Below are 22,861 nucleotides of genomic sequence, written 5' to 3'. Positions count from 1 at the left end.
AAAAGAAGCAAGGTTCTTTTGTTTTTTATGATTTTTTTAACACAAGGCTTGTCCCCTTTTCCTGTTGGTGTACCCACTTTAATAAAATGACAAAGATGCCTTATAAGCAAAGATTTTCTCATTTCTCTGCAATTATCCAACAAAAACTTCATAGATCCCTCGCAAAAGCAAGCAACAACCATTATCGCCATCAATCAAACAAAACAAATCAAAATAGTCATTACGATCTTACCGTTGCCTCTTATAATGTGCATAAATGCGTAGGTGTTGACAAAATTTTTAATCCTACGCGTATTGTCCATGTTATTACTGAACTACAAGTTGATATTCTCGCCCTTCAAGAAGCAGATAAACGTTTTGGACAACGCGTTGGTTTGATTGATCTTCAACTTTTAAAAAGCAAAACAGGCCTCACCCGAGTGCCCTTGAATACTATGTCACCTGATGGTCATGGCTGGCATGGTAATGCTCTTTTTGTGCGAAAAGGTCATGTGCGCGATATCTTGCAAATTACTCTTCCTGGTATTGAACCACGTGGTGCTGTGATTGTAGAGTTGAAAATGGATGTAGGCCTTATTCGTATTATTGCTGCTCATTTTGGTTTATTACGTTCTTCTCGCAATCAACAAACAAAAGCTCTTCTTGCACTCCTGCAAAAACGTCCCCTTATGCCCACACTCCTTATTGGTGATTTTAATGAATGGCGAATGGGAAAGGGTTCTTCTTTAAAGCATTTTTCTTCCTATTTTGATTGCACACTTGAAACTGTACCAAGCTTTCCTTCTCGCTTTCCTTTTCTCGCTCTTGATAGAATTTTTGCTTTTCCCCATCAGCTGGTGACAAATATTGAGAATCATCGATCACCGCTTGCACGCGTTGCTTCCGATCATTTGCCTATTAAAGCCTATCTCGATCTTGCCAATGCAATGACCATTCTTAAAAACAAAATAATTGAGAAAGATTAATGTGCTTCATCCCAATTTTTTGCAACCATAACTTTTACTTCAAGAGGTACAGATAAACAGAGAACAGGCATTGTAGCATTTTCCATAACTTTTTTAACAACAGCCATGGTTTTTTCACTCTCATTTTCTGGTACCTCAAAAATCAATTCATCATGTACTTGTAGCAACATTTTTGCCGACAGTCTTTCTTTTTGCAAAGCATCTTCCATGTGAATCATGGCACGGCGGATAATATCTGCCGCAGATCCTTGAATCGGCGCATTAATAGCAGCACGCTCATTAAAAGAACGAACTTGTAGATTCGCTGCTTTTATATCCGGATAGTGAATACGACGTCCAAAAATTGTCTCTACATATCCATTTTGACGCGCAAAGATTTTTGTTGTTTCCATATAGTCTTTAATTCCTGGAAATCTTTCAAAATAGAGTTGAATATAACGCCCAGCTTCTTGCCGTGAAAGTCCCAATTGATTAGCTAATCCAAATGCTGAAATACCATAAATAATACCAAAATTAATCGCTTTTGCACGCCGCCGTATATCTGAATCCATTCCCTCTATCGCAACCCCAAACATTTGTGATGCCGTCATAGCATGAATATCCTGACCCTTAGCAAAGGCTTCTTTTAACGCTGTGATATCGGCAATATGTGCAAGAATGCGCAATTCAATCTGGCTATAATCAGCCGAAAGCAATACATGTCCTTTTGGAGCAATAAAAGCCGTGCGAATTTTTCGCCCCTCAACAGTCCGTACTGGAATATTTTGTAAGTTTGGTTCTGATGATGATAAGCGCCCTGTTGATGTTGTTGCCAAAGAGTAATTTGTATGAACGCGTCCTGTTTTTGGCAAAATATAAGAAGGTAAAGCATCTGTATAGGTAGATTTTAATTTGGCAAGCTGGCGCCAATCAATAATTTTACGCGGCAAAACATGGCCTTCAGCAGCCAATTCTTCTAAAGTTTGTGCAGAAGTTGACCACTGTCCACCCTTGGTTTTCGCACCTCCAGGTAATCCCATTTTTTCAAAAAGGATATCACCTAATTGCTTTGGTGAAGCAATATTAAATTTTTCATCAGCTAACTGATAAATTTCTTCTTCTAGAATCAAGGAAGCTTGCGCTAATTCTCCTGAAAGACGTAATAAAATCTGCCTATCAATAAGAATCCCACGTTCTTCCATTCTTGCAAGAACTTCTATGAGTGGTCTATCAAGACGTTCATAAATTTTCGTCATCCCTTGTGATACCAGCTGTGGTTTTAAAACTTGCCACAAACGAAGAGTTACATCAGCATCTTCAGCAGCATAAAGAGTCGCCTGTTTTAAATCCACCCTTGCAAAAGAAGTGATCTTTTTTCCGTTATGTATTAAATCTTTATAGGCTATTGGTTTATGTCCAAGCCAACGCTTAGACAAATCATCCATATTATGGGTAAAAGCTCCAGCATCTAATGCATATGACAAAAGCATGGTGTCATCAAAAGAGCGTATCACAATGCCCTCTTGTTTCATAATTAACCAATCATATTTTATATTTTGTCCAATTTTTAAGACTGCTTTATTTTCTAATATCGGTTTTAAAAGTGCTAAAGCTTTCTGGGTTTCAATTTGCCTTACAATACGTGCGCCCCCCAAAAGATCATCTTCCCCTTCAATATGTTCAAGGGGCACATAAGCTGCTTTTCCCGGTTGTAATGCCAATGAAAAACCAATAAGCCTTGCTTGTAGCGGATCAAGTGAAGTTGTTTCAGTATCAAAAGCAAAAAAACCTTGCTTTTCTGCTTGCCATAACCACTCTTTTAAAACTTCTTCATCAAAAATGGTCATATAAGAATCTTTTGTAATTTTTTGTGTTCGTGCTTGAGCTTTGCGTTTTTCTGCTAAACTTTGTGGAGAATTTTCAGAAAAACTATATAGGCGCATACTATCAACCTTTTTGGTATCAGAATCGCGCTTATATTCAGGCTTTTCCCATTCAACATCTATATCAAGTGCATCAATTACTGCTGCATCACACATCGTTGCCTCAGCCACACGACGCGTTAGTGTTGAAAATTCCATCGCTTTAAGAAAAGCGATTAAACGCCGACCATCTTGAGGTTCCAAAATAAAACTACCTAAGTCATTGTCTACAGGCACATCTGTTCTAAGGCGTACGAGTTCACGAGAAATTTTTACTTGTTCACTATAAGCTTGAATATTTTCACGCCGTTTTATTTGCTTAACTTCTGCAACATGCTGTAATAAAAAATCAAGAGAGCCGAATTGATCCAGTAGTTGGGCAGCAATTTTGGGACCAATACCTGGAATACCCGGCACATTATCTGTTGTATCTCCAATCAAAGCTTGTAAATCAACCATTTTCTCAGGCTGAACACCCCATTTTTCTAAAACTTCGGAAATACCAATATGTTTGTCTTTCATGCTATCATATAAGGACACATGTGCATTTACGAGTTGCATAAGATCTTTATCAGAAGAGATAATGGTTGTTTTTGCTCCAACCTTTGTTGCCAATGTTGCATAGGTAGCAATTAAATCATCTGCTTCAAACCCTTCCTTTTCGATACAAGGCAAGTTAAAAGCTTTTGTTGCTTGGCGTATTAATGTGAATTGCGGAATAAGATCTTCAGGAGGTATTTCCCGATTCGCCTTATATTGTGGGTACATTTTTTTTCGAAATGTATCGGATGAATAATCAAAAATAACAGCAAAATGTGTTGGAACAATGCTCTTGTTTGTATTGCGCGCATCACAGAGCAATTTCCACAGCATATTACAAAAACCAGCCACAGCTCCTACAGGAAGCCCATCCTTTTTGCGCTTTAAAGGCGGTAAAGCATAGTAAGCACGAAAAATATAACCGGACCCATCAACCAAAAAAAGATGATCTGTTGCTTTCATGACAATTTCATTTCTCCATTTCTACCTAAAAAGAATTCTCTCTTACATGTTTTTTTTGCTTTTATGATAAAATTTATCGAATTGCCTCTAAAAAGCCATTTTTTGTTTTCATAAAGCATGAAGTCGTTACACTTTATATTCGGTACCTAGAGCTTTTCTTTGCTGTTACAGGATATAATAGCTTTCATTTTGCTCCTCCTATGATAGCTGAGGTACGATGTGACGACGTGGTCGTTGTGGTGTTCCCCTCCCCACAACGACCGTATTTTTTAGGAGCAGTGTTTTCCAGAGATCTTATTCTTTTCAGATTTTTTAAGAAAAAGATTACGTTGTTATTCAGAAATCTTGAAATCATTCCACAAAGCTTTTTCTCCCATTTTGCTGATAAAATCGGCATGCATAGTTCTTTCCTGTGCACTTAATCTTGATGGTAAGGCTTGTGAACGAGGTTTAATCGCATAGAGAACATCTTTATCATTTTTTGGATATTCATCATCTCCTTGCTTTCTATTAAAACCTAGTACGCCCTGCTTGCCACCAATGAGTTCAATATAAACATCAGCAAGAATCTCCGCATCAAGTAAAGCACCATGAAGAACACGATGACTGTTATCAATTCCAAAACGTTTGCATAAAACATCAAGTGAATTAGGTCCCATGGGAAATTTACGCCGTGCTATAGCCAATGTATCAAGAATATTATCAACACTAATAAGTGGTCTATTCGCTCGTTCTAATTCTGCATTAAGAAAACCAATATCAAAATTTGCATTATGGGCAATCATTGTTGCACCATTGATAAATTCTAAAAATTCATCAGCGATATCACTAAATATTTTTTCATTCTTTAAGCGTTCATTGGTCAATCCGTGAATTGCTACAACTTCATCAGGAATAATAATTCCTTCTGGATTCAAATAAACATGGAATCGATGCCCTGTAAGATAACGATCAACCATCTCCACACAACCAATCTCGATTATGCGATCTTTTTCTTTATCTAAACCTGTTGTTTCTGTATCAAAAATAATTTCACGCATGGCTCTAATTCTTTAATAAATTTTTTATCACACCAAAAACTTGTTCACGTGTATTCTCTAAATCTTTTCCTGTATCAATAATAAAATCAGCACGTTCTTGCTTTTCCTCATCAGACATTTGCCTCGTATTGATAAAAGCAAATTTTTCTTCATTCATATTTGGGCGAATCATTGCACGGTCTTTTTGTATTGTTCGTGGAGCAGAGACAACGATAACACTGTCTAAACGTTTTTCACTCTTTGTTTCAAAAAGAAGTGGAATCTCAAGAACAACTAATTTTTTTCCCTCTCTGCGTGCTTTCTCAATGAATTCTTTTTCTTTTTCTTGTACGAGAGGATGAATGATTTTTTCTAATTTTTGTAATTTTTCAGGATCATTTAGCAAAATTTCAGAAAGCTTTAAGCGATTAATTTTACCATCTTCAATAGCATTAGGAAATGCACGCGCTATAAGCGATACTGCTGGTTTGTCATTATAAAGTTGATGTACTGAATCATCAGCACTAAAAACAGGGATACCCACTTGTTTGAAAAAATCAGCGACTGTTGATTTTCCCATAGCAATTGATCCGGTCAAGCCTATGATTTTCATCTCTTTTCTTCACCCATATCCTCTAAAATTGCTGTTCGTAGTGCCTTTGTAACTTGTGGTTTTATTCCAAACCATCGTTCAAAACCGATAACAGCTTGATGTAAAAGCATACCCAGTCCATCAACAGTTCTTAAACCATGCATTTTTGCTTGTTGTAGAAAAGGTGTTATCAATGGCGTATAAACAATATCTGTCACCAATGCTGTTGTCTTGGTATTAAGAAAATCACAAAAAAAAGAATCACTTTTTTTCTCATAAGGATTTTTCATACCTAAAGAAGTCGTGTTGACAATCAAATCAGCCTGATAAAATATTTCATGCGTATTTTGCCAATCATAAACTTCAATAGGTTTTCCAAAATGCTGCGCCAAATCTTCTGCGCGTCCCTTTGTACGATTAACTAAACAAATACGCTCAAATCTACGTTTTTTTAAGGCATAGAGAACAGCGCGTGCAGCACCACCTGCACCAAAAACAACTGCTGTTTCTCCTACCCAATCAGGAGCAAAATCATCAAGATTAGCGCTAAACCCGTAAGCATCACTATTTGTGGCACAAAGTTTGTTCCCCTCATACCAAAGTGTATTAACTGCACCAATCATTGTTGCTACATCATCTTTATAATTTGCCAAATGAAAAGCTTCCTGTTTATAAGGTAGCGTGATATTACCCCCACAAAATCCCCTCCTCTTTAAAGATCTTAAAAAATCTCTAAATTCTTCAGATTTTACTTCTTGTGCGATATATTCGCCTTGTAGATTATATTGTTTAAGCCAAAAATTATGAATCTTTGGCGATTTTGAATGATGAATAGGAGTACCAACAACAAAAGCACGTGGAGGTTTTGTTTTTTCGTGCTTTATTGTTAAATTAACCATCTATAACCCCTAAATGACGTAATTTTACAAGTAAAGGTAATAAAGGTAAACCAATAATGGTAAAAAAATCTCCATCAATTTTATCAAAAAGATGAATTCCTTCTCCTTCAATTTGATAAACTCCCACACTGTTAAAAACATCTGTTCCTACGCGCGCTAAATAGCGTTCAATAAACTCTGATGAAAGAGGGCGTACTGACATATGCGCACTAAAAGATTCTACCCAAACTTCTTTGCCATTTTGAAATAAAGCTACTGCACTATGAAGTGAATGAGTTTTTCCTGATAAATCACGTAAACGTTGATGTGCTTCTTTACTATTTGTGACTTTATGAAAAACTTGTCCTCTCAAATCAAGTACTTGATCACAACCAATAACTAAGCTATCAGGGAAGCAATCAGAAACATTTTTTGCCTTTGCACTTGCAAGAAAACAGCTGAGTTCTTTAGGAGTCTTTGTTTTAACTGTTTTTTCTATTTCTCTTTCATCAAAAGAAGCTCCTTGTGTGAAAAAACTTAAACCCGCTTTTTTCAACAATTGTATACGATAAGAACTAAGAGATGCTAATATTAATCTATTTGTTGTCATGGAATTCTTTCAGTTTTCCTTCACGAAATCGCGTCAAAAGTTCAAATATAGCTGCAGCAGTCTCTTCAATAGAACGCCTTGTCACATCAATAATAGGCCAACCAAAACGTTCACAAATGCGTTTTGCATAAGTTAATTCTTCAGCAATATTGATACGATTCGTATAACTCTCAACAGCAAAATTATTTCCCAAATCGCGATTTTGACGAATATGTGAGATTCTTTCGGCTGAAGCAATCAAACCTATGATTAAAGATTTTTTGGCTTCTAAAAGTGCTTCTGGTAAATCAATTCCTGGAATAAGAGGTATATTTGCTGTCTTAATTCCACGATTCGCTAAATAGATACTGGTCGGTGTTTTAGATGTTCTTGAGATTCCTACAAGAATTACATCTGCATTCGATAAATCATTGGAAGATTGTCCATCATCATGTTCTATTGTAAAATCCAACGCCTCAATACGACGAAAATAATCCGCATTGAGATCATGTTGTGCACTGACACGTAAATTGGTTGGTATTCCAAGATAGGATTGAAAAGCTTCCAAAACAGGACATAATATATCAATACAAGGAACTTTTATTTTTTCACATCTCTTTTTAAGAAGAAGTTTAATTTTTTTATCAATAATTGTGTAAAGGACAATACCAGGTTCTTGTTGTATTTCATCAACAGCTCTTTGCAGTTGTGTCTCAGTGCGAATCATTGGATAGATATGTTCGGTTACTTGATTCATCGTATATTGTGATGCAACAGCTCTCCCAACAGAGATTAATGTTTCTCCTGTTGCATCAGAAAGCATGTGCAAATGAAAGGATCTTTTATCTCTTGTCACAAAAATCTTAACTCCTTGTTAACAAATGTGCATATATAGTCTACTTTTTTTATAAAAAGAAAATTTAAGGAAAATTCTCCATTATTATGCACAAATTGAACAGTTGTGATATTGATCTTCACTTATGAGAAAAGTGCGGGGATAATGGATTTAAGATAATGTTATACTTTTCTTTTTTTATTTTTCATTTGTGGATAAAATTTAGGATAAATGAAGTATAATTTTTAATTCACACTAAACACAGGTTTTAATAAGAAGAATCCTCTCTTTTAAAAATTTTTTAATATAAAATTATCTGGAAAACTAAAAATATTTTTGAATATTGATTTATTAGTAGTAAAGGATAGATCCATATTTGGTCAGATTCTATTTATAATAAGTTTATATTATCTTAATTTATAATTTTATCTTATGTAAATTAATCTAAATATTTATAATATATGTATTTTAAAAGTTATATATTTATTTTATTCTATGTAAAAATATTTATGAATGATACTTGCAGATTTTTTAAATTGGGTGTAGAATTTCTTTTTCTTATGAGAGTCTTCTATTCTCTAAATTTTCCGTAGATTATCAGGGGCAATTTCCATTTATTTAAAGAGCATATTTCATGCAAGAAATGAAACTACAAGAACTTAAAAGTAAAAATCCCGTTGAACTTGTTTCTTTTGCTGAAACATTAGAAGTTGAAAATGCTTCTTTGATGCGCAAACAAGAATTAATGTTCGCTATTTTAAAAAAACTTGCTTCACAAGATGTAGAGATTATTGGTGAAGGTGTTGTTGAAGTTTTGCAAGATGGATTTGGATTTTTACGATCTGCTGATGCTAATTATCTTCCAGGACCTGATGATATTTACCTTTCACCTGCACAAATTCAATCTTTTTCTTTAAAAACAGGCGATACTGTTGAAGGTCCTATACGGAGTCCGAAAGAAGGAGAACGTTATTTTGCTCTTCTTAAAATTAACACCATTAATTTTGAAGATCCTGAAAAAATTCGTTACAAAATTCATTTTGATAATCTTACACCCCTTTATTCAAATGAACGTTTTCAAATGGAAATACAAGATCCTATAGAGAAGGATATGTCATCGCGGGTGATCGATTTGATATCTCCATTGGGAAAAGGTCAACGAGGGCTTATTGTGGCTCCTCCTCGAACGGGAAAAACCGTTTTACTTCAAAATATTGCTCATTCTATTACCACTAATCATCCTGAATGTTATTTGATCGTTCTTTTAATTGATGAACGGCCAGAAGAAGTTACCGATATGCAACGTTCTGTAAAGGGTGAAGTTGTTTCTTCTACTTTTGATGAACCAGCAATACGTCATGTACAAGTAGCTGAAATGGTTATTGAAAAAGCAAAACGTCTTGTTGAACATGGGCGTGATGTTGTCATTCTTCTTGATTCTATTACACGTTTAGGACGTGCCTATAATACAGTTGTTCCTTCATCAGGTAAGGTTTTAACTGGTGGTGTGGATGCAAATGCTCTACAGCGTCCTAAACGTTTTTTTGGTGCTGCACGTAATATTGAAGAAGGTGGATCTTTAACTATTATCGCAACGGCTTTGATTGATACCGGTAGTCGTATGGATGAGGTTATTTTCGAAGAATTTAAAGGAACAGGAAATTCAGAAATTGTTCTTGATCGTAAAGTTGCTGATAAACGTATTTTCCCTGCTATGGATATTTTGAAGTCAGGAACTCGTAAGGAAGAGCTTTTAGTAGCACGGCAAGATTTACACAAAATTTTTGTACTTCGTCGTATTTTGGCTCCAATGAATGTAACAGATGCAATTGAATTTTTGATTGATAAATTAAAGCAAACAAAAAATAATAGTGAATTCTTTGATTCAATGAATACATAGAAACATTGCGTTTTTTGTTGGGATATATCCTGTGGATACAATCTTTGCCGTTTCGAGTGGGTTGTTGCCTTCAGGGGTTGCTGTCATTCGGCTTTCTGGTCCTCATGTTGTGGAAGTTGTAAAGGCGCTTTGTGGTTGTTTGCCCAAAGCGCGGTTTATGCATTATGGAAATCTTACAGCTCGCGATGGTAGCTTTTTAGATTCTGCTTTAACGGTTTTTTTCCCGGCTCCCCATAGTTTTACAGGGGAAGATTGTGCAGAATTTCATTTGCATGGAGGAAAAGCAGTTGTAAATCGTTTTCTTGATGAATTGTCTACGTTTACTGGATGTCGTATGGCTGAGGCAGGTGAGTTTTCACGCCGTGCTTTTATGGAGGGAAAATTAGATCTTGTTCAAGCTGAAGGCCTTGCTGATTTAATAGAAGCAGAAACGGAAAGTCAGCGGCGTTTAGCACTTATGGGGACAAGTGGACATTTAACAGCGCTTTATCGTGATTGGCGCAGTAAACTTATGAAAGCACGTGCTTTTATTGAAGCGGAACTTGATTTTGCTGATGAAGCTGATATCCCAAATTTAGTATCTGATAAAATTTGGAAAGATGTAAAAGATCTTTGTATTTCTCTTCAAAAACATATTGATGAAGGAGAACGTGCAAGTATTTTACGTGACGGATTAAAAATTGTTATTGCAGGTGCTCCAAATTCTGGAAAATCAAGTATTATGAATCGTCTAGCTGGAAAAACTGTTGCTATTGTAACAGATGAGGCAGGAACAACGCGTGATGCTTTAGAAATGAGACTTGTTCTTGGTGGTTTACCAATTTTTTTGACAGATACGGCTGGCTTTAGAGAAACAGAAAATAAAATAGAACGATTAGGAATAGAAGTTGCAAAACAACATGTTAGAGATGCTGATTTGGTTATTTTAGTTTATGATATGGTAAAACCAAAGGAAATTGTATTACCAGAAACTTCAGCTGAAATATGGTGTGTTGGTAATAAACTCGATCTTTGTAAAGAAAATAAACTTGATTTTTTTATAGAATTTTCTGCATCAACAGGTTTGAATTTTGGTCATTTTATTAAGGAACTTGAGTCATTTTGTTTACGTCGTGCTACTGAAATTGGAAATCTTGTTCCGGCACGTAAAAGACAACTTCAGCTCTTAAAAGAGGCTGTTAAAGAAATAGAAGATTCTGTGAATTATACTTCTCTTGATCTCAGTTTACGTGCAGAACATCTTCGTCGTGCCAGTGATTTTCTTGGGAAAATTACGGGAGATATAGATGTTGAGGATTTACTTGATATTATTTTTTCAGAATTTTGTATTGGTAAATAATGATTCACGTGAAACATTGATTATTTCGTAGACAGATTTTAAAGATTATGTATTTTACATATTCTGTTTCACGTGAAACTTGAGAGTAGATTCTCTATGGGATAAATTCAAATGCATTCATATGATGTTATTGTCGTTGGAGGTGGTCATGCTGGCTGTGAAGCGGCTTGTGCTTCAGCACGTGCTGGGGCATGGACAGCTCTTATAACACATAAAATAGCAGCATTGGGCACAATGTCGTGTAATCCTGCCATTGGTGGGCTTGGAAAAGGACATTTGGTTCGTGAAATAGATGCTTTGGATGGTCTCATGGGTCGTGCTGCAGATGCTGCTGGAATTCAATTTCGGCTTCTTAATCGGCGAAAAGGACCAGCCGTAAGAGGACCACGTACACAGGCTGATCGACAACTCTATAAAGAAGCAATTCAAAAACTCTTGAAAGAACAGGATAATCTTATTCTCATTGAAGATGAAGTTGTTGATTTGATTGTTAAAGACGAAAGTGTCTCAGGTGTTATTTTAAAAAATCAAGGGTTAGTTTTTTCTGGTGCTGTTGTCTTAACAACGGGAACTTTTTTAAATGGTCTTATTCATATTGGTGATAAAACATGGTCTGCTGGACGTATGGGAGATCAGTCAAGTATAAAACTTGCAGAACGTTTGAAAAGTTATGATATAAAACTTGGCAGATTAAAAACAGGAACACCTGCACGCCTTAGTAAAAAGACAATTTGTTGGGAAGCTCTTGCAAAACAACAAGCTGATGAAGATCCAGTTCCCTTTTCTCTTTTGACAGAAAAAATCCAACAGCCACAAATTGAATGTGCAATAACACGCACAAATACACAAACACATCAGGTTATTCATGAAAATATTCATAAGTCTGCTTTATATTCTGGAAATATTGAAGGATTAGGTCCGCGTTATTGTCCTTCTATTGAAGATAAAATTGTTAAATTTGGTGAACGTGATGGGCATCAGATCTTTCTGGAACCAGAAGGATTAAATGATGATACTATTTATCCAAATGGTCTTTCTACTTCTCTTCCTGAAGATGTACAAATTTCTTTATTGAGAACTATTGAAGGATTGGAAAATGTGAAAATTTTACAATTTGGTTATGCTATTGAATATGATTTTGTTAATCCACAACAGTTGACTAAAAATTTAGAATTACGCTGTTTATCAGGTCTCTTTTTAGCGGGACAAATTAATGGTACAACAGGATATGAAGAAGCAGCAGCACAGGGAGTTTTAGCTGGATTAAATGCTGCACACAAAGTAGGTGGTTTAAATGAAATTATTATAAGTCGTTCTACAGCTTATATTGGTGTTATGATAGATGATTTAGTTTCACGCGGAGTTTGTGAACCTTACCGAATGTTCACATCGCGTGCTGAGTTTCGTTTATCTTTGCGCTCTGATAATGCTGATATTCGTTTAACACCTTTAGCACAGCAATGGGGGATTGTAAGTAAAGAACGTTGGGATTGTTATCAGAAAAAACAACAACGTCTTGATCAAGCACGATTGCTGTGCCAAAGTCTTTTTCTAACACCTAATGAAGCATCTGTTCATGGTTTGCAAATAAATCGTGATGGAATTCGGCGTTCGGCTTATGATCTTCTTGCCTATCCTCATATGAGTTTAGAGCGTCTTTCATATTTTTGGCCACAATTAAAATCTATTGACTCTAAAACTGTTGAAGCTTTAGAAATTGAAGCACAATATGCAGTTTATTTAGAAAAACAAGCACAAGATATTGCGGCTCTTCAGCGAGATGAGCGTTTAGAAATTCCTTCTTCTCTCGATATTCAGTCAATTTCTGGTCTTTCAAACGAACTCAAGATAAAACTTCAGGAAAATTCACCGCGTTCAATTGCTGATGCACAAAAAATTGACGGTATGACACCCGCAGCATTATCGCTTATTATTACCTATATTCAACGTCAACGACGTGAAAAGGCTAAGATAGCTTAATGAATCTTTCTACAGAACAAAAATATCAAACTCTTTTAAATATAGCACCTTCTGTTTCACGTGAAACGATGGAAAGATTAATCCAATTTGAAACTTTATTAATACAATGGAATAAGCATATTAATTTAATATCTGCTGCAACAATACCCCTTTTATGGACACGTCATATTTTAGATTCGGCACAAATCTATCCTTTACACAGCAATTTGCTGCATTGGTGTGATTTTGGTTCAGGTGGTGGATTTCCCGCGATTGTTATTGCTATCTTTATGAAAGAAAAAAATAAAGGGCATATTGATCTTGTTGAAAGCAATGGAAAAAAAGTCGCTTTTTTACGAACAATCATTGCTGAACTTGATCTTCCAGCAACAGTTTATCACCACAGAATTGAGAATATATACCCAAAAATAGCAAAACCAGAAGTTATAACAGCACGGGGATTAGCTTCACTTGATGATCTTTTAAGGCTTATTTTTCCTTTATTCACACAAAAAACAATCGCTCTTTTGCAAAAAGGTCGGGATTATTCTACAGAAATTAAAAATGCCTCTGCCAATTGGCAGTTTGATCTGCTAAAACATAAAAGTAAAATTGATGAAAATTCTGTTATTTTAGAAATTTCTCATCTTCGATCATGTAGAGGGTAAAGCAAAATGAGCGAAACACGAATTATCGCTATTGCAAACCAAAAAGGTGGGGTCGGGAAAACAACCACAGCAATTAATCTTGCGACAGCTTTAGCAGCCATTGGAGAAAATGTTCTTATTATGGATGTTGATCCACAAGGAAATGCCAGTACAGGATTGGGAATAGATCGTAATAGCCGTCCTCTGTCTTCTTATGATGTTTTGGTTTCAGGGGTTTCAGTGACAAAAGCCGCTTTAAAAACAGCGGTCCCAAATCTTTATATTGTTCCTTCTACGCTTGATTTGTTAGGTGTCGAGATGGAAATTTCTTCGTCAAAAGACCGTATTCAACGATTACGTAAAGCGCTCTATGATGACCCGAAGATGAAAAAAAAATTCAGTTATATTTTAATTGATTGTCCCCCATCTCTTAATCTTCTTACACTGAATGCTATGGGGGCTGCAGATTCTGTTTTGGTGCCTATGCAATGTGAATTTTTAGCTCTTGAGGGGTTAAGCCAATTGCTTGAAACAGTAAAGCAAGTACGATCTGTACTTAATCCATCCCTAGAAATTCAAGGCATTGTTCTTACCATGTATGATGGACGCAATAATCTTTCTAATCAAGTTGTTGAAGATGTACGCTCTTTTATGGGAGATAAGGTTTATCGTACCGTTATTCCACGAAATGTGCGGGTATCAGAGGCGCCTTCTTTTGGTAAACCAGTATTGCTTTATGATCTCAAATGTGCAGGAAGTCAGGCTTATTTGCGTTTAGCATCAGAGGTAATACAACGTGAAAAACAAGCACATGCTGCTGCTTAAACATTAAAAATAATTTTTGTAAAGATAACTCAAAGAGTGAAATTATGAATGATGATCAATCAAAAAAAAGACTGGGACGTGGATTAGCAGCATTAATTGGTGATATCAGTTTGAATAACAGTCTTACACGTTCTTCAAGTACTGAAAAGTCAGCAGAGTTTAGTTTAGTTTCTACTTTTTCTGAACGGTTTGTTCCTCTTGAATCTATTTCATGTAATCCACATAATCCGCGGCGCCATTTTACTGAATCAGAACTTGATAATTTGGCACAATCAATTCGTCAACATGGTGTTGTTCAACCTGTTATTGTAAGACCTTCACGTGATCATCCTCAGCAATTTGAATTAATCGCTGGAGAACGGCGTTGGCGTGCTGCACAGCGTGCTCATTTAAGTCAATTGCCGGTGATTGTTCGTAATGTAGATGATAAAACAGCTTTAGAATTAGCAATTATTGAAAATGTTCAGCGTAGCGATCTTAACCCTATTGAAGAAGCAATGGGGTATGAACTTTTGTTGAATGAACATGGTTATACGCAAGTAGATTTGGCTCAGGTTATTGGAAAAAGTCGAAGTCATGTTGCAAATACGCTTCGTTTGTTAAAATTACCATCAAAAGTGCAACAATTTTTAACCGATGGACAACTCTCTGCTGGTCATGCACGTTGCCTTATAACCGTTGATAATCCACTAGAATTAGCCGAAAAAATTATTCGTGAAGGTCTTTCTGTGCGTCAGACAGAAATACTTGCATATGAACAGGCTAATCCCAAGGTCAAAAAACGAACTTCTGTAGAGAAAGATGCAGAAACAAAATCTTTAGAAAAATTGCTTGCAGATGTTATCGGAATGAAAGTTATCATTCGGCATGGTAAAAAAGGCGGTGATTTAAAAATACATTACTCTTCATTAGAACAATTAGATGATATTTGTCGGCGTTTGCAAAATTAATCAATTGTTGAAAATAAAAAGAGCTCTTTCAGCAACTATTTCTTAAAATTTTAATTATTCTATACATATGTTTTTTAGCAAATTCAATATTGCTTGAGGATACAGTGTTTTGTTCATGAAAAGAGGTTTCTTTACTTGTAAGCACATTTAATGTTGCTTGAAGTGCTAAGTGGCCAACAACAAAATCTTTGGGAGTGAGATTATTTTCCCTTAAAATATTTACAAGTCCTGGTTTACGAGAAATATAAGCAATATATTTTTCAATATGCTCATTGTGAATGGTAGGATTGTTTTCGATTTTAGCTGTTTCTGGAGGTAAATTTTTACATTCTTTTGCAATTGTCTCCAATTTTAAAAGAAACTCTTTTGTTAACGGATAATTTGCAACAAGAGGTGATAGAGAAAAATGATTATCTGTTTCTTGAGCATGTAATGCAAAGGAGAAAAGGAAAAGAAAATACAATGCAAATCTCAACATGATTTAAAAAATATCCTTTCTTTTTCGAATTTCAACAAAGACTTCTTCGTTTGTAGCTTTTTCCATCGCAAGATTTTTTCTGATTATGTGATTATCCCAGCGAAGAAAAGGATTTGTCGCTTTTTCTTTCTCTAAAGTGACAGGGAGAGTCATGGCATTTTGTGAGCGCAATAAAAAAACTTCTTTTGCTCTTTGCTGTAATGTTTGATTATGTGGATCGAGTGTCAATGCGAAAAGAGCATTATTTTTTGTGTATTCATGTCCACAATAAAGAAGTGTTTCATCAGGAAGTTGACGAAGCTTTTTTAAAGAATTCAGCATTTGTGTTGCTGTGCCTTCAAACAGGCGCCCACAGCCAAGTGAAAAAAGCGTATCACCAGCAAAGAGTACTTTTTTTTCAGGAAAATAATAAGATAAAGCTCCCAAGGTGTGACCAGGGGTTGAGAGAGCTAAAAGTATGTGAGAACCAAAAAAAATTTTTTCGTCAGGTTGAAGTGTTTGATCAAGGTGATTAATTTTCTCTTTTTCTGCTTCTGGACCAATAACTATAGCTTTGTAGACTTGTTTTAACTCTGCCAGTGCTTCTACATGATCGTGATGATGATGTGTGACAAAAATAGTTTGAAGTGTCCAGTTACGACGTTTTAAGGCATGCTGAATAGCTTTGCTTTCAGGCGCATCAATTGCCGCTGTTGTACCACTTTCTTTATCATGAATGAGCACACCAAAATTATCTTTTCGACAAATAAACTGTTCAATCAACATACCTTTTCTCCTGAACAGTGTGCAATGATAAAATTTATACAATAACGTGTATTGCAAATGTGTTATATTTAAGAATGAGAATTATCCTTTTTTGTAAAAAGCCCTTGTGAGTGTTTCAGTATAAGGGGCATTTGAGTAAGCATAAAGAGAACAGTTAGGGGCATAACACCAAATACTTTAAAACTTGTCCAAAAATTATCGCTAAAATTGCGCCAAATGATCTCATTTAGAAGAGCAAGAAAAATGAAAAAAAATGCCCAACGGTAGGTCAGTTTTTGCCACCCTAACTCATCAAGTTTTAAAGTAGAATCCAACGCATAACGCAGTAGTGGTTTTTTAAAAAACATGCCACCAAAAAGAATAATAGCAAATAAGCTATTGATGATTGTTGGTTTCATTTTAATGAAAGTGTCGTTGTGAAGCCAAAGTGTTAAAAAGCCAAAAATAAGAACAAATATCCCTGAGATGAGAGGTATTATAGGAATTTTTCGTGCAAGAACCCATGATAAACTTAATGCAATAATGATTGCTACCATAAAAATGGCCGTTGCAGGAAAAATAGGTTTATGAAAATTTTTGAAAAACTCAATATTTTTTATCAGCCATTCACCTTTATAATTGGCAAGGAAAAAGATAACCAATGGCCCCATTTCTAAGAGAAATTTAAAAGTTGGCGAAAGAGATGCTGTTTGATTATTATTATTTTTTTTTGCGTTAGAATTATTATGTGAATAGGTTTTTAATGAAGTTTTTTTCATGTGTATCTTCCTGCGATTGTTTCGGCAAAATCAGAAGCAGAAAAAGGTTGAAGATCCTCAATATTCTCTCCTATACCGATAAAATAAACTGGTAATTTATATTTTGCTGCAATGGCAACAAGTACTCCTCCCCGTGCACTACCATCGAGTTTTGTCATGATTAAACCATTAACACCGGCAATATCGCGGAAAATATCCACTTGATTAAGTGCATTTTGTCCGGTTGTGGCATCGAGCGTTTGAAGAATTGTATGGGGGGCATCGGGAGTGTGTTTCCCTAAAACACGGATAATTTTTGCCAATTCGTCCATCAATTCCGTTTTATTTTGTAGGCGTCCAGCAGTATCGATAATTAAAACGTCACTGTTTGCTTTTTTAGCTTTTTCATAAGCGTCAAATGCTAAACTTGCAGCATCTGCTCCTAGTTTTGTTGAAATAACAGGAGAACCTGTGCGCTCACCCCAGATATGCAATTGTTCAATAGCTGCAGCGCGGAATGTATCACCAGCAGCTAGCATAACTTTTAGTCCTCCCGCAGTGAGCTTTGCTGCGAGTTTTCCTATTGTTGTTGTTTTCCCAGTACCATTTACACCAACCAGTAAAATAACATGAGGCTTATGGTTCAGATCAAGTTCTAGGGGAACCGCTACAGGTTCTAGTACTTTTTTTATTTCATCTGCCATAATGGTGTGAATGTCATCTGGAGAGAGATTCTTTTCATAACGGCTAGAAGCAAGACTATCGGTAATACGTGTCGCTGTTTCTACACCAAGATCAGCTTGAATAAGAATATCTTCTAGCTCTTGCAGCGTATTTTCATCAAGCTTTCCTTTGATGAATAAGTCACCTATCGATTGACTTAAACGTTGTGAAGAAAGAGCTAAACCTTTTTTTAGGCGCCAAAACCAAGCTGTCTTTTTCTGTTCAACAGAGGATATAGGGGAGAATTCTTCATTTTTCTTTTCACTGATTGTATCTGCTACAATAATTTTTGCAGAAAGGGGAATTTTTCCAGAAAGAGGGACTTTTGCGGAATTGTCTTCAAAAGAGGAAGTTTTCTCATCAAATCCTCTGTCGTTAGAAGTTAGCTCATTGCTTTCACTGTCTTTTACGATATTAGCTTCAGAAGTGGAAATTTGTTTTATTTCTCGGTCTTCAGACTTTTTAAAAGAAAAGATTTTTTTGATAAAAGATTTTGTCATGAGGGCTTTCCTACTCAAGCGGCGTTTAGTTTTGGAAGGACAGCAATCAATTTATCACTATCATGGTCAACAATAAGAGCTTGAACAATTGTTCCAGCTTTTGCACCTTTGATTTGCGCAAGAGTATAATCTTCTGTTCGTCCAATTTCATCTTTTTCAACGAGGATTGTTTGTTGGCTATTTTGCAAGCGAACAAGATGTTTTTGGTAAGCCTCTTTACCTGCTTTGCGCAATCGTTCTGCACGCCTTTTAATAATTTTACGGTTAATTTGTGGCATACGTGCGGCAGGTGTTCCTTCTCTTGGACTAAAAGGAAAGACATGAAGGTGTGTTAAGTGACAATCATCAACCAGAGAAAGACTATTTTGAAACATTTCTTCTGTTTCAGTAGGAAAACCAGCAATTAAATCTGCACCATAAACCATTGTCGGACGTTTGGCATGCAAGTCTTGGCAAAATTGAATTGCGTGTTCACGTAAATGGCGGCGTTTCATTCTTTTTAAAATCATATTATCACCGGCTTGCAAAGATAAATGTAAATGCGGCATAATCCTTGTTTCATAGGCTAGAAGATTTATCAATTCTTCATCTACTTCAATGGAATCGATTGATGAGAGGCGTAATCGAGGCAAATCAGATACGTGATGCAAAATGGCTGAAGTTAATTTTCCTAAAGTCGCTTTTCCAGGTAGATCATGACCATAGCTTGTAAGATCAACACCTGTGAGGACTACCTCTTGAATGCCATTATCTATGAGCCGTTTAATTTGCTCAATGACAGCTCCCATGGGAACTGAACGTGATGGTCCGCGCCCATAAGGGATAATGCAAAAGGTGCAGCGATGATCACATCCATTTTGTACCTGTACAAAGGCACGTGTGCGTTCTTCCATTGCATTCACCATATGTGGGGCAATTTTTTGCACTTCCATGATGTTATTGATACGTAATTTTTCAGAATGATTGATGCCAAAATCAGGAAGTTGGCGATAAGAATGGGCATGGAGCTTGTCTTCATTCCCTAAAACAAGGTCTACTTCTGTCATCGAGGCAAAATTTTGCGCTTCTGTTTGAGCAGCACAGCCTGTGACAATAATGCGGGCATGAGGATTTTCACGCCTCGCTTTGCGGATAGCTTGTTTTGCTTGTCGTACAGCTTCAACTGTGACAGCACAAGTATTAAAAATAATAGCACCGTCTTTGAGTTGATCTAATCCCGAAGAAGTACTTTCTTTGCGGATAATTTCCGATTCGTAGCTATTTAATCGACAACCAAATGTTACGATTTCTATTGCCATCAAAAGTGATCCTTTTTATAGCTCCCTGTTAAGGGATTTAAAAAACCACTAAATTCATATTCAATTGGACCGATCATGATAATATGATTGTCTTCTCTATAAAAGATATGAAGCGTTCCCCCCGGTAAATTTACATCTATATGGCGTTTTGTAAGTCCACGTCGATAAGCAGCCACTGCACTTGCACAAGCAGCACTCCCACATGCTTGTGTTAATCCTGCTCCTCGCTCCCATGTACGTAAATTTAGGCTTTTCTTTGACGTGATATGTGCAATGGAAATATTGCACCGTTCTGGAAAAAGAGGATCATGTTCAAGTTTTGGTCCATATTTTTCTAATGGAATATGTTGAATATCATTTTCAATAAAAAAAATAGCATGCAAATTGCCAATGGATACAAGGCAAGCATCCTTTAGAGGACCAGCTGTAATATCTACGTGATTGGTATCAACTATTTCACGTGAAACAGGCATATCTTTTGCATTGAAATTTGGCCATCCCATGTCAACAGAAATGAGGTTGTTGGTTTGGCGTTTGCCTTCAATAATTCCAGCAGGTGTTTCTAATCGAAAATTTTCACCCAAATTGCGATCTGTGAGCCATGCAATGACACAACGGGTGCCATTGCCACAAGCTTTAGCTATTGAACCATCAGAATTCCATATTTCAAGGCGGAAATCAGCTTCTTTGTGGGTTGAATTATGAATTGCCATAATTTGATCAAAATTAGTTTCGCGACCCGCTGCTAAGGCAAGGATTGCTTGTGGTGTGAGAGCTTCTTCGCTGTCACGCAGATCAGCGACAATAATTTGATTTCCAAGACCGTTCATTTTGCTGAATGGCATTTTCATAAAATTCTCTACTTTTATAATTATCTATAAAAGATATATGGCTGAAAATCTTATAAATTTCTAGTGTTTAATAATATAAAACTGGTAGCGAAATATTGATCGCTTAAAATAAATATTTTTTATCCTGTTTTTTTTATTTGTTAATTTATCTTTGTAACATATAACAAATATTCATTCATTTCTTTGAGTGAGTTTATTTATTGTCGTGGGAAAGAGTGTAGATATGTCATTTTCAAAAATTTCATTTTTCGTTGCAATATCAACTGTAGTTTTTTTAGGGGGATGTTCAACATCACGATTTGACAGTAATGATAGTAGCAATACATTAGAAGTTTTTTATCCACCTCAACAAATGCAAACAGAAGTTATGTCTGATGTAGCATATTCTCGTTCACCAATATCTGAAAAAGTAGATGGTTCGATGTATGAGAAAGGAGACTCTCAAAGTGATGGGCGAATGGCTAGCCTTGAATTGCCAGGTAATGCTATTGATTTGTTTCCTGCAAGTATTGCTGGAGTGTGGAATCTTTCTATGGGAGGTAAGGTTTGCCGAATTGCAACACCACAAACGAAATTTGGTCAAGGATACCGTGCTGGCCCTCTACACTGTCCAGGAATCGTTTCTCAAGTAAATTCGTGGGCAGTGAAAGGAAAAAGATTATATTTTTATAATAATTCAGGACGTGTTATCGTTTCTCTCCATTCTTCTAATATTGATCGTTTTGAGGGGCGTACACTTGATGGTTATCCTGTTGTTTTAAGCCGTTAAAGCGCTTTTTGCCGTTTATGAAAAATAAGAAATATATGCACAATTCTGTAAGAAAAACAGGTATTTTTTATTGAAAACGGTTTGAAAATAAGGTGTTTGGATGATTTTGGTTTCAACGCGCTATAAAGAGTTAGTATACGAAGGAGAAATCAGTTTTGATCCAGCTCAATTAGCTTTAACAGAGCATTTTGATCATTTATTACAAGAAATTGCCAAGCAGAGTACTACACGTCCCTTAGCTTTTGGGCATTTTTTCAAGAGAAAAAAACAAACTTTTACGTCTGTTTCAGGACAAGGTAATGGTTCTTTTCAGGGGCTGTATATTTATGGTGAGGTGGGACGAGGCAAAACCATGCTAATGGATTTGTTTTTTTCTTGTCTGCCGCAAGAGCGTAAAAAGCGTGCGCATTTTAATGATTTTATGACTGATATACATGAGCGCATCAATATTTATCGTCGAGCTTCAACATATACAAAAACTGGACAAGATAATCCTATTTTAGCGGTTGCAGAAGATCTTGCACGAGAAGCAAAAGTGCTTTGTTTTGATGAATTTACTGTTACGGATATTGCTGATGCTATGATTCTTGGTCGCTTTGTTACGGCTTTATTTGAGAGAGGGGTTTTCTTTGTCGCAACTTCAAATGTTGCGCCTGATAACCTTTATTATAATGGTTTAAATCGAGAACTTTTTTTGCCTTTTATTCAAACTTTGAAAGCACATAGTCGCGTTATCAATCTTAATGCAAAAACAGATTATCGTTTTGAAAAGTTAAATCTACAACATGTGTATATAACGCCATTAGGAAAGCGAGCCAATGAATGTATGGATCAAGCTTGGGCATTGGTGCTGAATGGGCAAAAGGAAACATCTGATGAACTTTTTATAAAAGGACGTTTTATTTCTATTCCACGCGTTGGTGCGGGTTGTGCACGCTTTGATTATCAAGATTTATGTGCAAAGCCTTTGGCAGCAGCAGAATATTTAGCATTAGGAGAACGCTATCATACGATTTTTGTTGATAATGTGCCGGTGATGGATGATACATGTCGCAATGAAACGAAACGATTTATTTTACTTATTGATGTTCTTTATGAACGCCATATAAGATTATTTATGTCAGCGGCGGCAAAACTTGAAAATTTGTATCAAGGGTGTGCACAGACATCCGAGACTTTTGAATTTCAGAGAACGCAATCACGTCTCTTCGAAATGCAAAGTCAAGATTATTTTAAAATTTGGGCAAAACGTTTTCTTAATTCTAAGGAGAAAATCTGATTATAACTTTACTTTTATCTAAACTGTTAAGAACAATAATTCTTTGAGTTTAAAAGAAGT

21 protein-coding genes are annotated in these 22,861 nt (G+C 35.9%); 9 read left to right on the top strand and 12 right to left on the bottom strand.

Annotated features, from left to right (window positions below):
- Positions 1-86: 86 nt before the first annotated feature.
- Complete coding sequence (locus ABD909_RS02910; protein WP_345096464.1) at positions 87-965, top strand: endonuclease/exonuclease/phosphatase family protein; 879 nt, start codon at positions 87-89, stop codon at positions 963-965.
- On the opposite strand, the gene polA is transcribed toward ABD909_RS02910, so the two are convergent.
- The 6 genes from polA to ABD909_RS02880 form a co-directional block, all read right to left on the bottom strand.
- On the bottom strand, positions 962-3,868 hold the full coding sequence (gene polA, locus ABD909_RS02905) for a DNA polymerase I (protein WP_345096463.1): 2,907 nt from the start codon (positions 3,866-3,868) through the stop codon (positions 962-964). The genes ABD909_RS02910 and polA overlap by 4 nt on opposite strands.
- Positions 3,869-4,200: 332 nt before the next feature.
- Complete coding sequence (dnaQ, locus tag ABD909_RS02900; RefSeq protein WP_345096462.1) at positions 4,201-4,908, bottom strand: DNA polymerase III subunit epsilon; 708 nt, start codon at positions 4,906-4,908, stop codon at positions 4,201-4,203.
- 4 nt (positions 4,909-4,912) lie between these two features.
- A complete protein-coding gene (gene coaE / locus ABD909_RS02895) occupies positions 4,913-5,500 on the bottom strand; it encodes a dephospho-CoA kinase (RefSeq protein ID WP_345096461.1) in 588 nt (195 codons plus the stop codon).
- Positions 5,497-6,378: a shikimate dehydrogenase gene (locus ABD909_RS02890; RefSeq protein ID WP_345096460.1), complete on the bottom strand. Its 882-nt coding sequence runs from the start codon at positions 6,376-6,378 to the stop codon at positions 5,497-5,499. The genes coaE and ABD909_RS02890 overlap by 4 nt, the downstream gene beginning before the upstream one ends.
- Positions 6,371-6,967: a Maf family nucleotide pyrophosphatase gene (locus ABD909_RS02885; protein ID WP_345096459.1), complete on the bottom strand. Its 597-nt coding sequence runs from the start codon at positions 6,965-6,967 to the stop codon at positions 6,371-6,373. Before ABD909_RS02885 ends, ABD909_RS02890 begins: the two co-directional genes overlap by 8 nt.
- Positions 6,954-7,802, bottom strand: coding sequence for a pyruvate, water dikinase regulatory protein (locus ABD909_RS02880; protein ID WP_345096458.1), 849 nt, complete (start codon positions 7,800-7,802; stop codon positions 6,954-6,956). Before ABD909_RS02880 ends, ABD909_RS02885 begins: the two co-directional genes overlap by 14 nt.
- A 613-nt stretch (positions 7,803-8,415) precedes the next feature.
- Here ABD909_RS02880 and rho point away from each other — a divergent pair.
- The 6 genes from rho (at position 8,416) to ABD909_RS02850 (ending at position 15,401) form a co-directional block, all read left to right on the top strand.
- Entirely contained in the window at positions 8,416-9,681 is a 1,266-nt protein-coding gene (gene rho, locus ABD909_RS02875; RefSeq protein WP_345096457.1) for a transcription termination factor Rho, read from the top strand.
- Between the two features lie 31 nt (positions 9,682-9,712).
- A complete protein-coding gene (gene mnmE / locus ABD909_RS02870) occupies positions 9,713-11,020 on the top strand; it encodes a tRNA uridine-5-carboxymethylaminomethyl(34) synthesis GTPase MnmE (protein ID WP_345096456.1) in 1,308 nt (435 codons plus the stop codon).
- Positions 11,021-11,131: 111 nt separating this feature from the next.
- Complete coding sequence (mnmG, locus tag ABD909_RS02865) at positions 11,132-13,000, top strand: tRNA uridine-5-carboxymethylaminomethyl(34) synthesis enzyme MnmG (RefSeq protein ID WP_345096455.1); 1,869 nt, start codon at positions 11,132-11,134, stop codon at positions 12,998-13,000.
- On the top strand, positions 13,000-13,647 hold the full coding sequence (gene rsmG, locus ABD909_RS02860) for a 16S rRNA (guanine(527)-N(7))-methyltransferase RsmG (protein WP_345096454.1): 648 nt from the start codon (positions 13,000-13,002) through the stop codon (positions 13,645-13,647). The genes mnmG and rsmG overlap by 1 nt, the downstream gene beginning before the upstream one ends.
- 6 nt (positions 13,648-13,653) lie before the next feature.
- On the top strand, positions 13,654-14,451 hold the full coding sequence (locus ABD909_RS02855) for a ParA family protein (RefSeq protein WP_345096453.1): 798 nt from the start codon (positions 13,654-13,656) through the stop codon (positions 14,449-14,451).
- A gap of 44 nt (positions 14,452-14,495) precedes the next feature.
- Positions 14,496-15,401: a ParB/RepB/Spo0J family partition protein gene (locus ABD909_RS02850; protein ID WP_345096452.1), complete on the top strand. Its 906-nt coding sequence runs from the start codon at positions 14,496-14,498 to the stop codon at positions 15,399-15,401.
- A 28-nt stretch (positions 15,402-15,429) separates the two neighbouring features.
- On the opposite strand, the gene ABD909_RS02845 is transcribed toward ABD909_RS02850, so the two are convergent.
- The 6 genes from ABD909_RS02845 to dapF form a co-directional block, all read right to left on the bottom strand.
- Positions 15,430-15,879 carry a hypothetical protein gene (locus ABD909_RS02845; protein WP_345096451.1) on the bottom strand — a complete coding sequence of 150 codons (450 nt, stop codon included), beginning with the start codon at positions 15,877-15,879 and terminating at the stop codon, positions 15,430-15,432.
- 3 nt (positions 15,880-15,882) lie between these two features.
- A complete protein-coding gene (gene gloB / locus ABD909_RS02840) occupies positions 15,883-16,644 on the bottom strand; it encodes a hydroxyacylglutathione hydrolase (RefSeq protein WP_345096450.1) in 762 nt (253 codons plus the stop codon).
- A 68-nt stretch (positions 16,645-16,712) separates the two neighbouring features.
- Positions 16,713-17,402 (bottom strand): septation protein A, encoded by a 690-nt coding sequence (locus ABD909_RS02835; protein WP_345096449.1) that lies wholly within the window; start codon positions 17,400-17,402, stop codon positions 16,713-16,715.
- Complete coding sequence (gene ftsY / locus ABD909_RS02830) at positions 17,399-18,604, bottom strand: signal recognition particle-docking protein FtsY (protein ID WP_345096448.1); 1,206 nt, start codon at positions 18,602-18,604, stop codon at positions 17,399-17,401. The genes ABD909_RS02835 and ftsY overlap by 4 nt, the downstream gene beginning before the upstream one ends.
- A gap of 14 nt (positions 18,605-18,618) precedes the next feature.
- Positions 18,619-19,902, bottom strand: coding sequence for a tRNA (N(6)-L-threonylcarbamoyladenosine(37)-C(2))-methylthiotransferase MtaB (gene mtaB, locus ABD909_RS02825; RefSeq protein WP_345096447.1), 1,284 nt, complete (start codon positions 19,900-19,902; stop codon positions 18,619-18,621).
- Positions 19,902-20,753 (bottom strand): diaminopimelate epimerase, encoded by an 852-nt coding sequence (gene dapF, locus ABD909_RS02820; RefSeq protein ID WP_345096446.1) that lies wholly within the window; start codon positions 20,751-20,753, stop codon positions 19,902-19,904. The genes mtaB and dapF overlap by 1 nt, the downstream gene beginning before the upstream one ends.
- 223 nt (positions 20,754-20,976) lie before the next feature.
- Between dapF and ABD909_RS02815 the strand changes: the two genes are divergently transcribed.
- Both ABD909_RS02815 and zapE read left to right on the top strand, forming a co-directional pair.
- Positions 20,977-21,522 carry an AprI/Inh family metalloprotease inhibitor gene (locus tag ABD909_RS02815; RefSeq protein WP_345096445.1) on the top strand — a complete coding sequence of 182 codons (546 nt, stop codon included), beginning with the start codon at positions 20,977-20,979 and terminating at the stop codon, positions 21,520-21,522.
- Positions 21,523-21,622: 100 nt separating this feature from the next.
- Entirely contained in the window at positions 21,623-22,801 is a 1,179-nt protein-coding gene (gene zapE, locus ABD909_RS02810; protein ID WP_345096444.1) for a cell division protein ZapE, read from the top strand.
- Positions 22,802-22,861 lie beyond the last annotated feature (60 nt).

The sequence above is a fragment of the Bartonella acomydis genome (genome assembly GCF_039543025.1).
Lineage (GTDB): Bacteria > Pseudomonadota > Alphaproteobacteria > Rhizobiales > Rhizobiaceae > Bartonella > Bartonella acomydis.
Note: the sequence above shows the minus strand (reverse complement) of the source record. Positions and strands in the feature narration are given on the sequence as shown.

Coding starts and splice junctions, on each gene's coding strand:
- ABD909_RS02850 (WP_345096452.1), top strand. CDS start 14,496: ATGAATGATGATCAATCAAAAAAAAGACTGGGACGTGGATTAGCAGCA.
- ABD909_RS02885 (WP_345096459.1), bottom strand. CDS start 6,967: ATGACAACAAATAGATTAATATTAGCATCTCTTAGTTCTTATCGTATA.
- rsmG (WP_345096454.1), top strand. CDS start 13,000: ATGAATCTTTCTACAGAACAAAAATATCAAACTCTTTTAAATATAGCA.
- mnmG (WP_345096455.1), top strand. CDS start 11,132: ATGCATTCATATGATGTTATTGTCGTTGGAGGTGGTCATGCTGGCTGT.
- ftsY (WP_345096448.1), bottom strand. CDS start 18,604: ATGACAAAATCTTTTATCAAAAAAATCTTTTCTTTTAAAAAGTCTGAA.
- ABD909_RS02910 (WP_345096464.1), top strand. CDS start 87: ATGACAAAGATGCCTTATAAGCAAAGATTTTCTCATTTCTCTGCAATT.
- gloB (WP_345096450.1), bottom strand. CDS start 16,644: ATGTTGATTGAACAGTTTATTTGTCGAAAAGATAATTTTGGTGTGCTC.
- ABD909_RS02855 (WP_345096453.1), top strand. CDS start 13,654: ATGAGCGAAACACGAATTATCGCTATTGCAAACCAAAAAGGTGGGGTC.
- zapE (WP_345096444.1), top strand. CDS start 21,623: ATGATTTTGGTTTCAACGCGCTATAAAGAGTTAGTATACGAAGGAGAA.
- polA (WP_345096463.1), bottom strand. CDS start 3,868: ATGAAAGCAACAGATCATCTTTTTTTGGTTGATGGGTCCGGTTATATT.
- ABD909_RS02835 (WP_345096449.1), bottom strand. CDS start 17,402: ATGAAAAAAACTTCATTAAAAACCTATTCACATAATAATTCTAACGCA.
- mtaB (WP_345096447.1), bottom strand. CDS start 19,902: ATGGCAATAGAAATCGTAACATTTGGTTGTCGATTAAATAGCTACGAA.
- ABD909_RS02890 (WP_345096460.1), bottom strand. CDS start 6,378: ATGGTTAATTTAACAATAAAGCACGAAAAAACAAAACCTCCACGTGCT.
- ABD909_RS02815 (WP_345096445.1), top strand. CDS start 20,977: ATGTCATTTTCAAAAATTTCATTTTTCGTTGCAATATCAACTGTAGTT.
- rho (WP_345096457.1), top strand. CDS start 8,416: ATGCAAGAAATGAAACTACAAGAACTTAAAAGTAAAAATCCCGTTGAA.
- ABD909_RS02845 (WP_345096451.1), bottom strand. CDS start 15,879: ATGTTGAGATTTGCATTGTATTTTCTTTTCCTTTTCTCCTTTGCATTA.
- coaE (WP_345096461.1), bottom strand. CDS start 5,500: ATGAAAATCATAGGCTTGACCGGATCAATTGCTATGGGAAAATCAACA.
- dnaQ (WP_345096462.1), bottom strand. CDS start 4,908: ATGCGTGAAATTATTTTTGATACAGAAACAACAGGTTTAGATAAAGAA.
- dapF (WP_345096446.1), bottom strand. CDS start 20,753: ATGAAAATGCCATTCAGCAAAATGAACGGTCTTGGAAATCAAATTATT.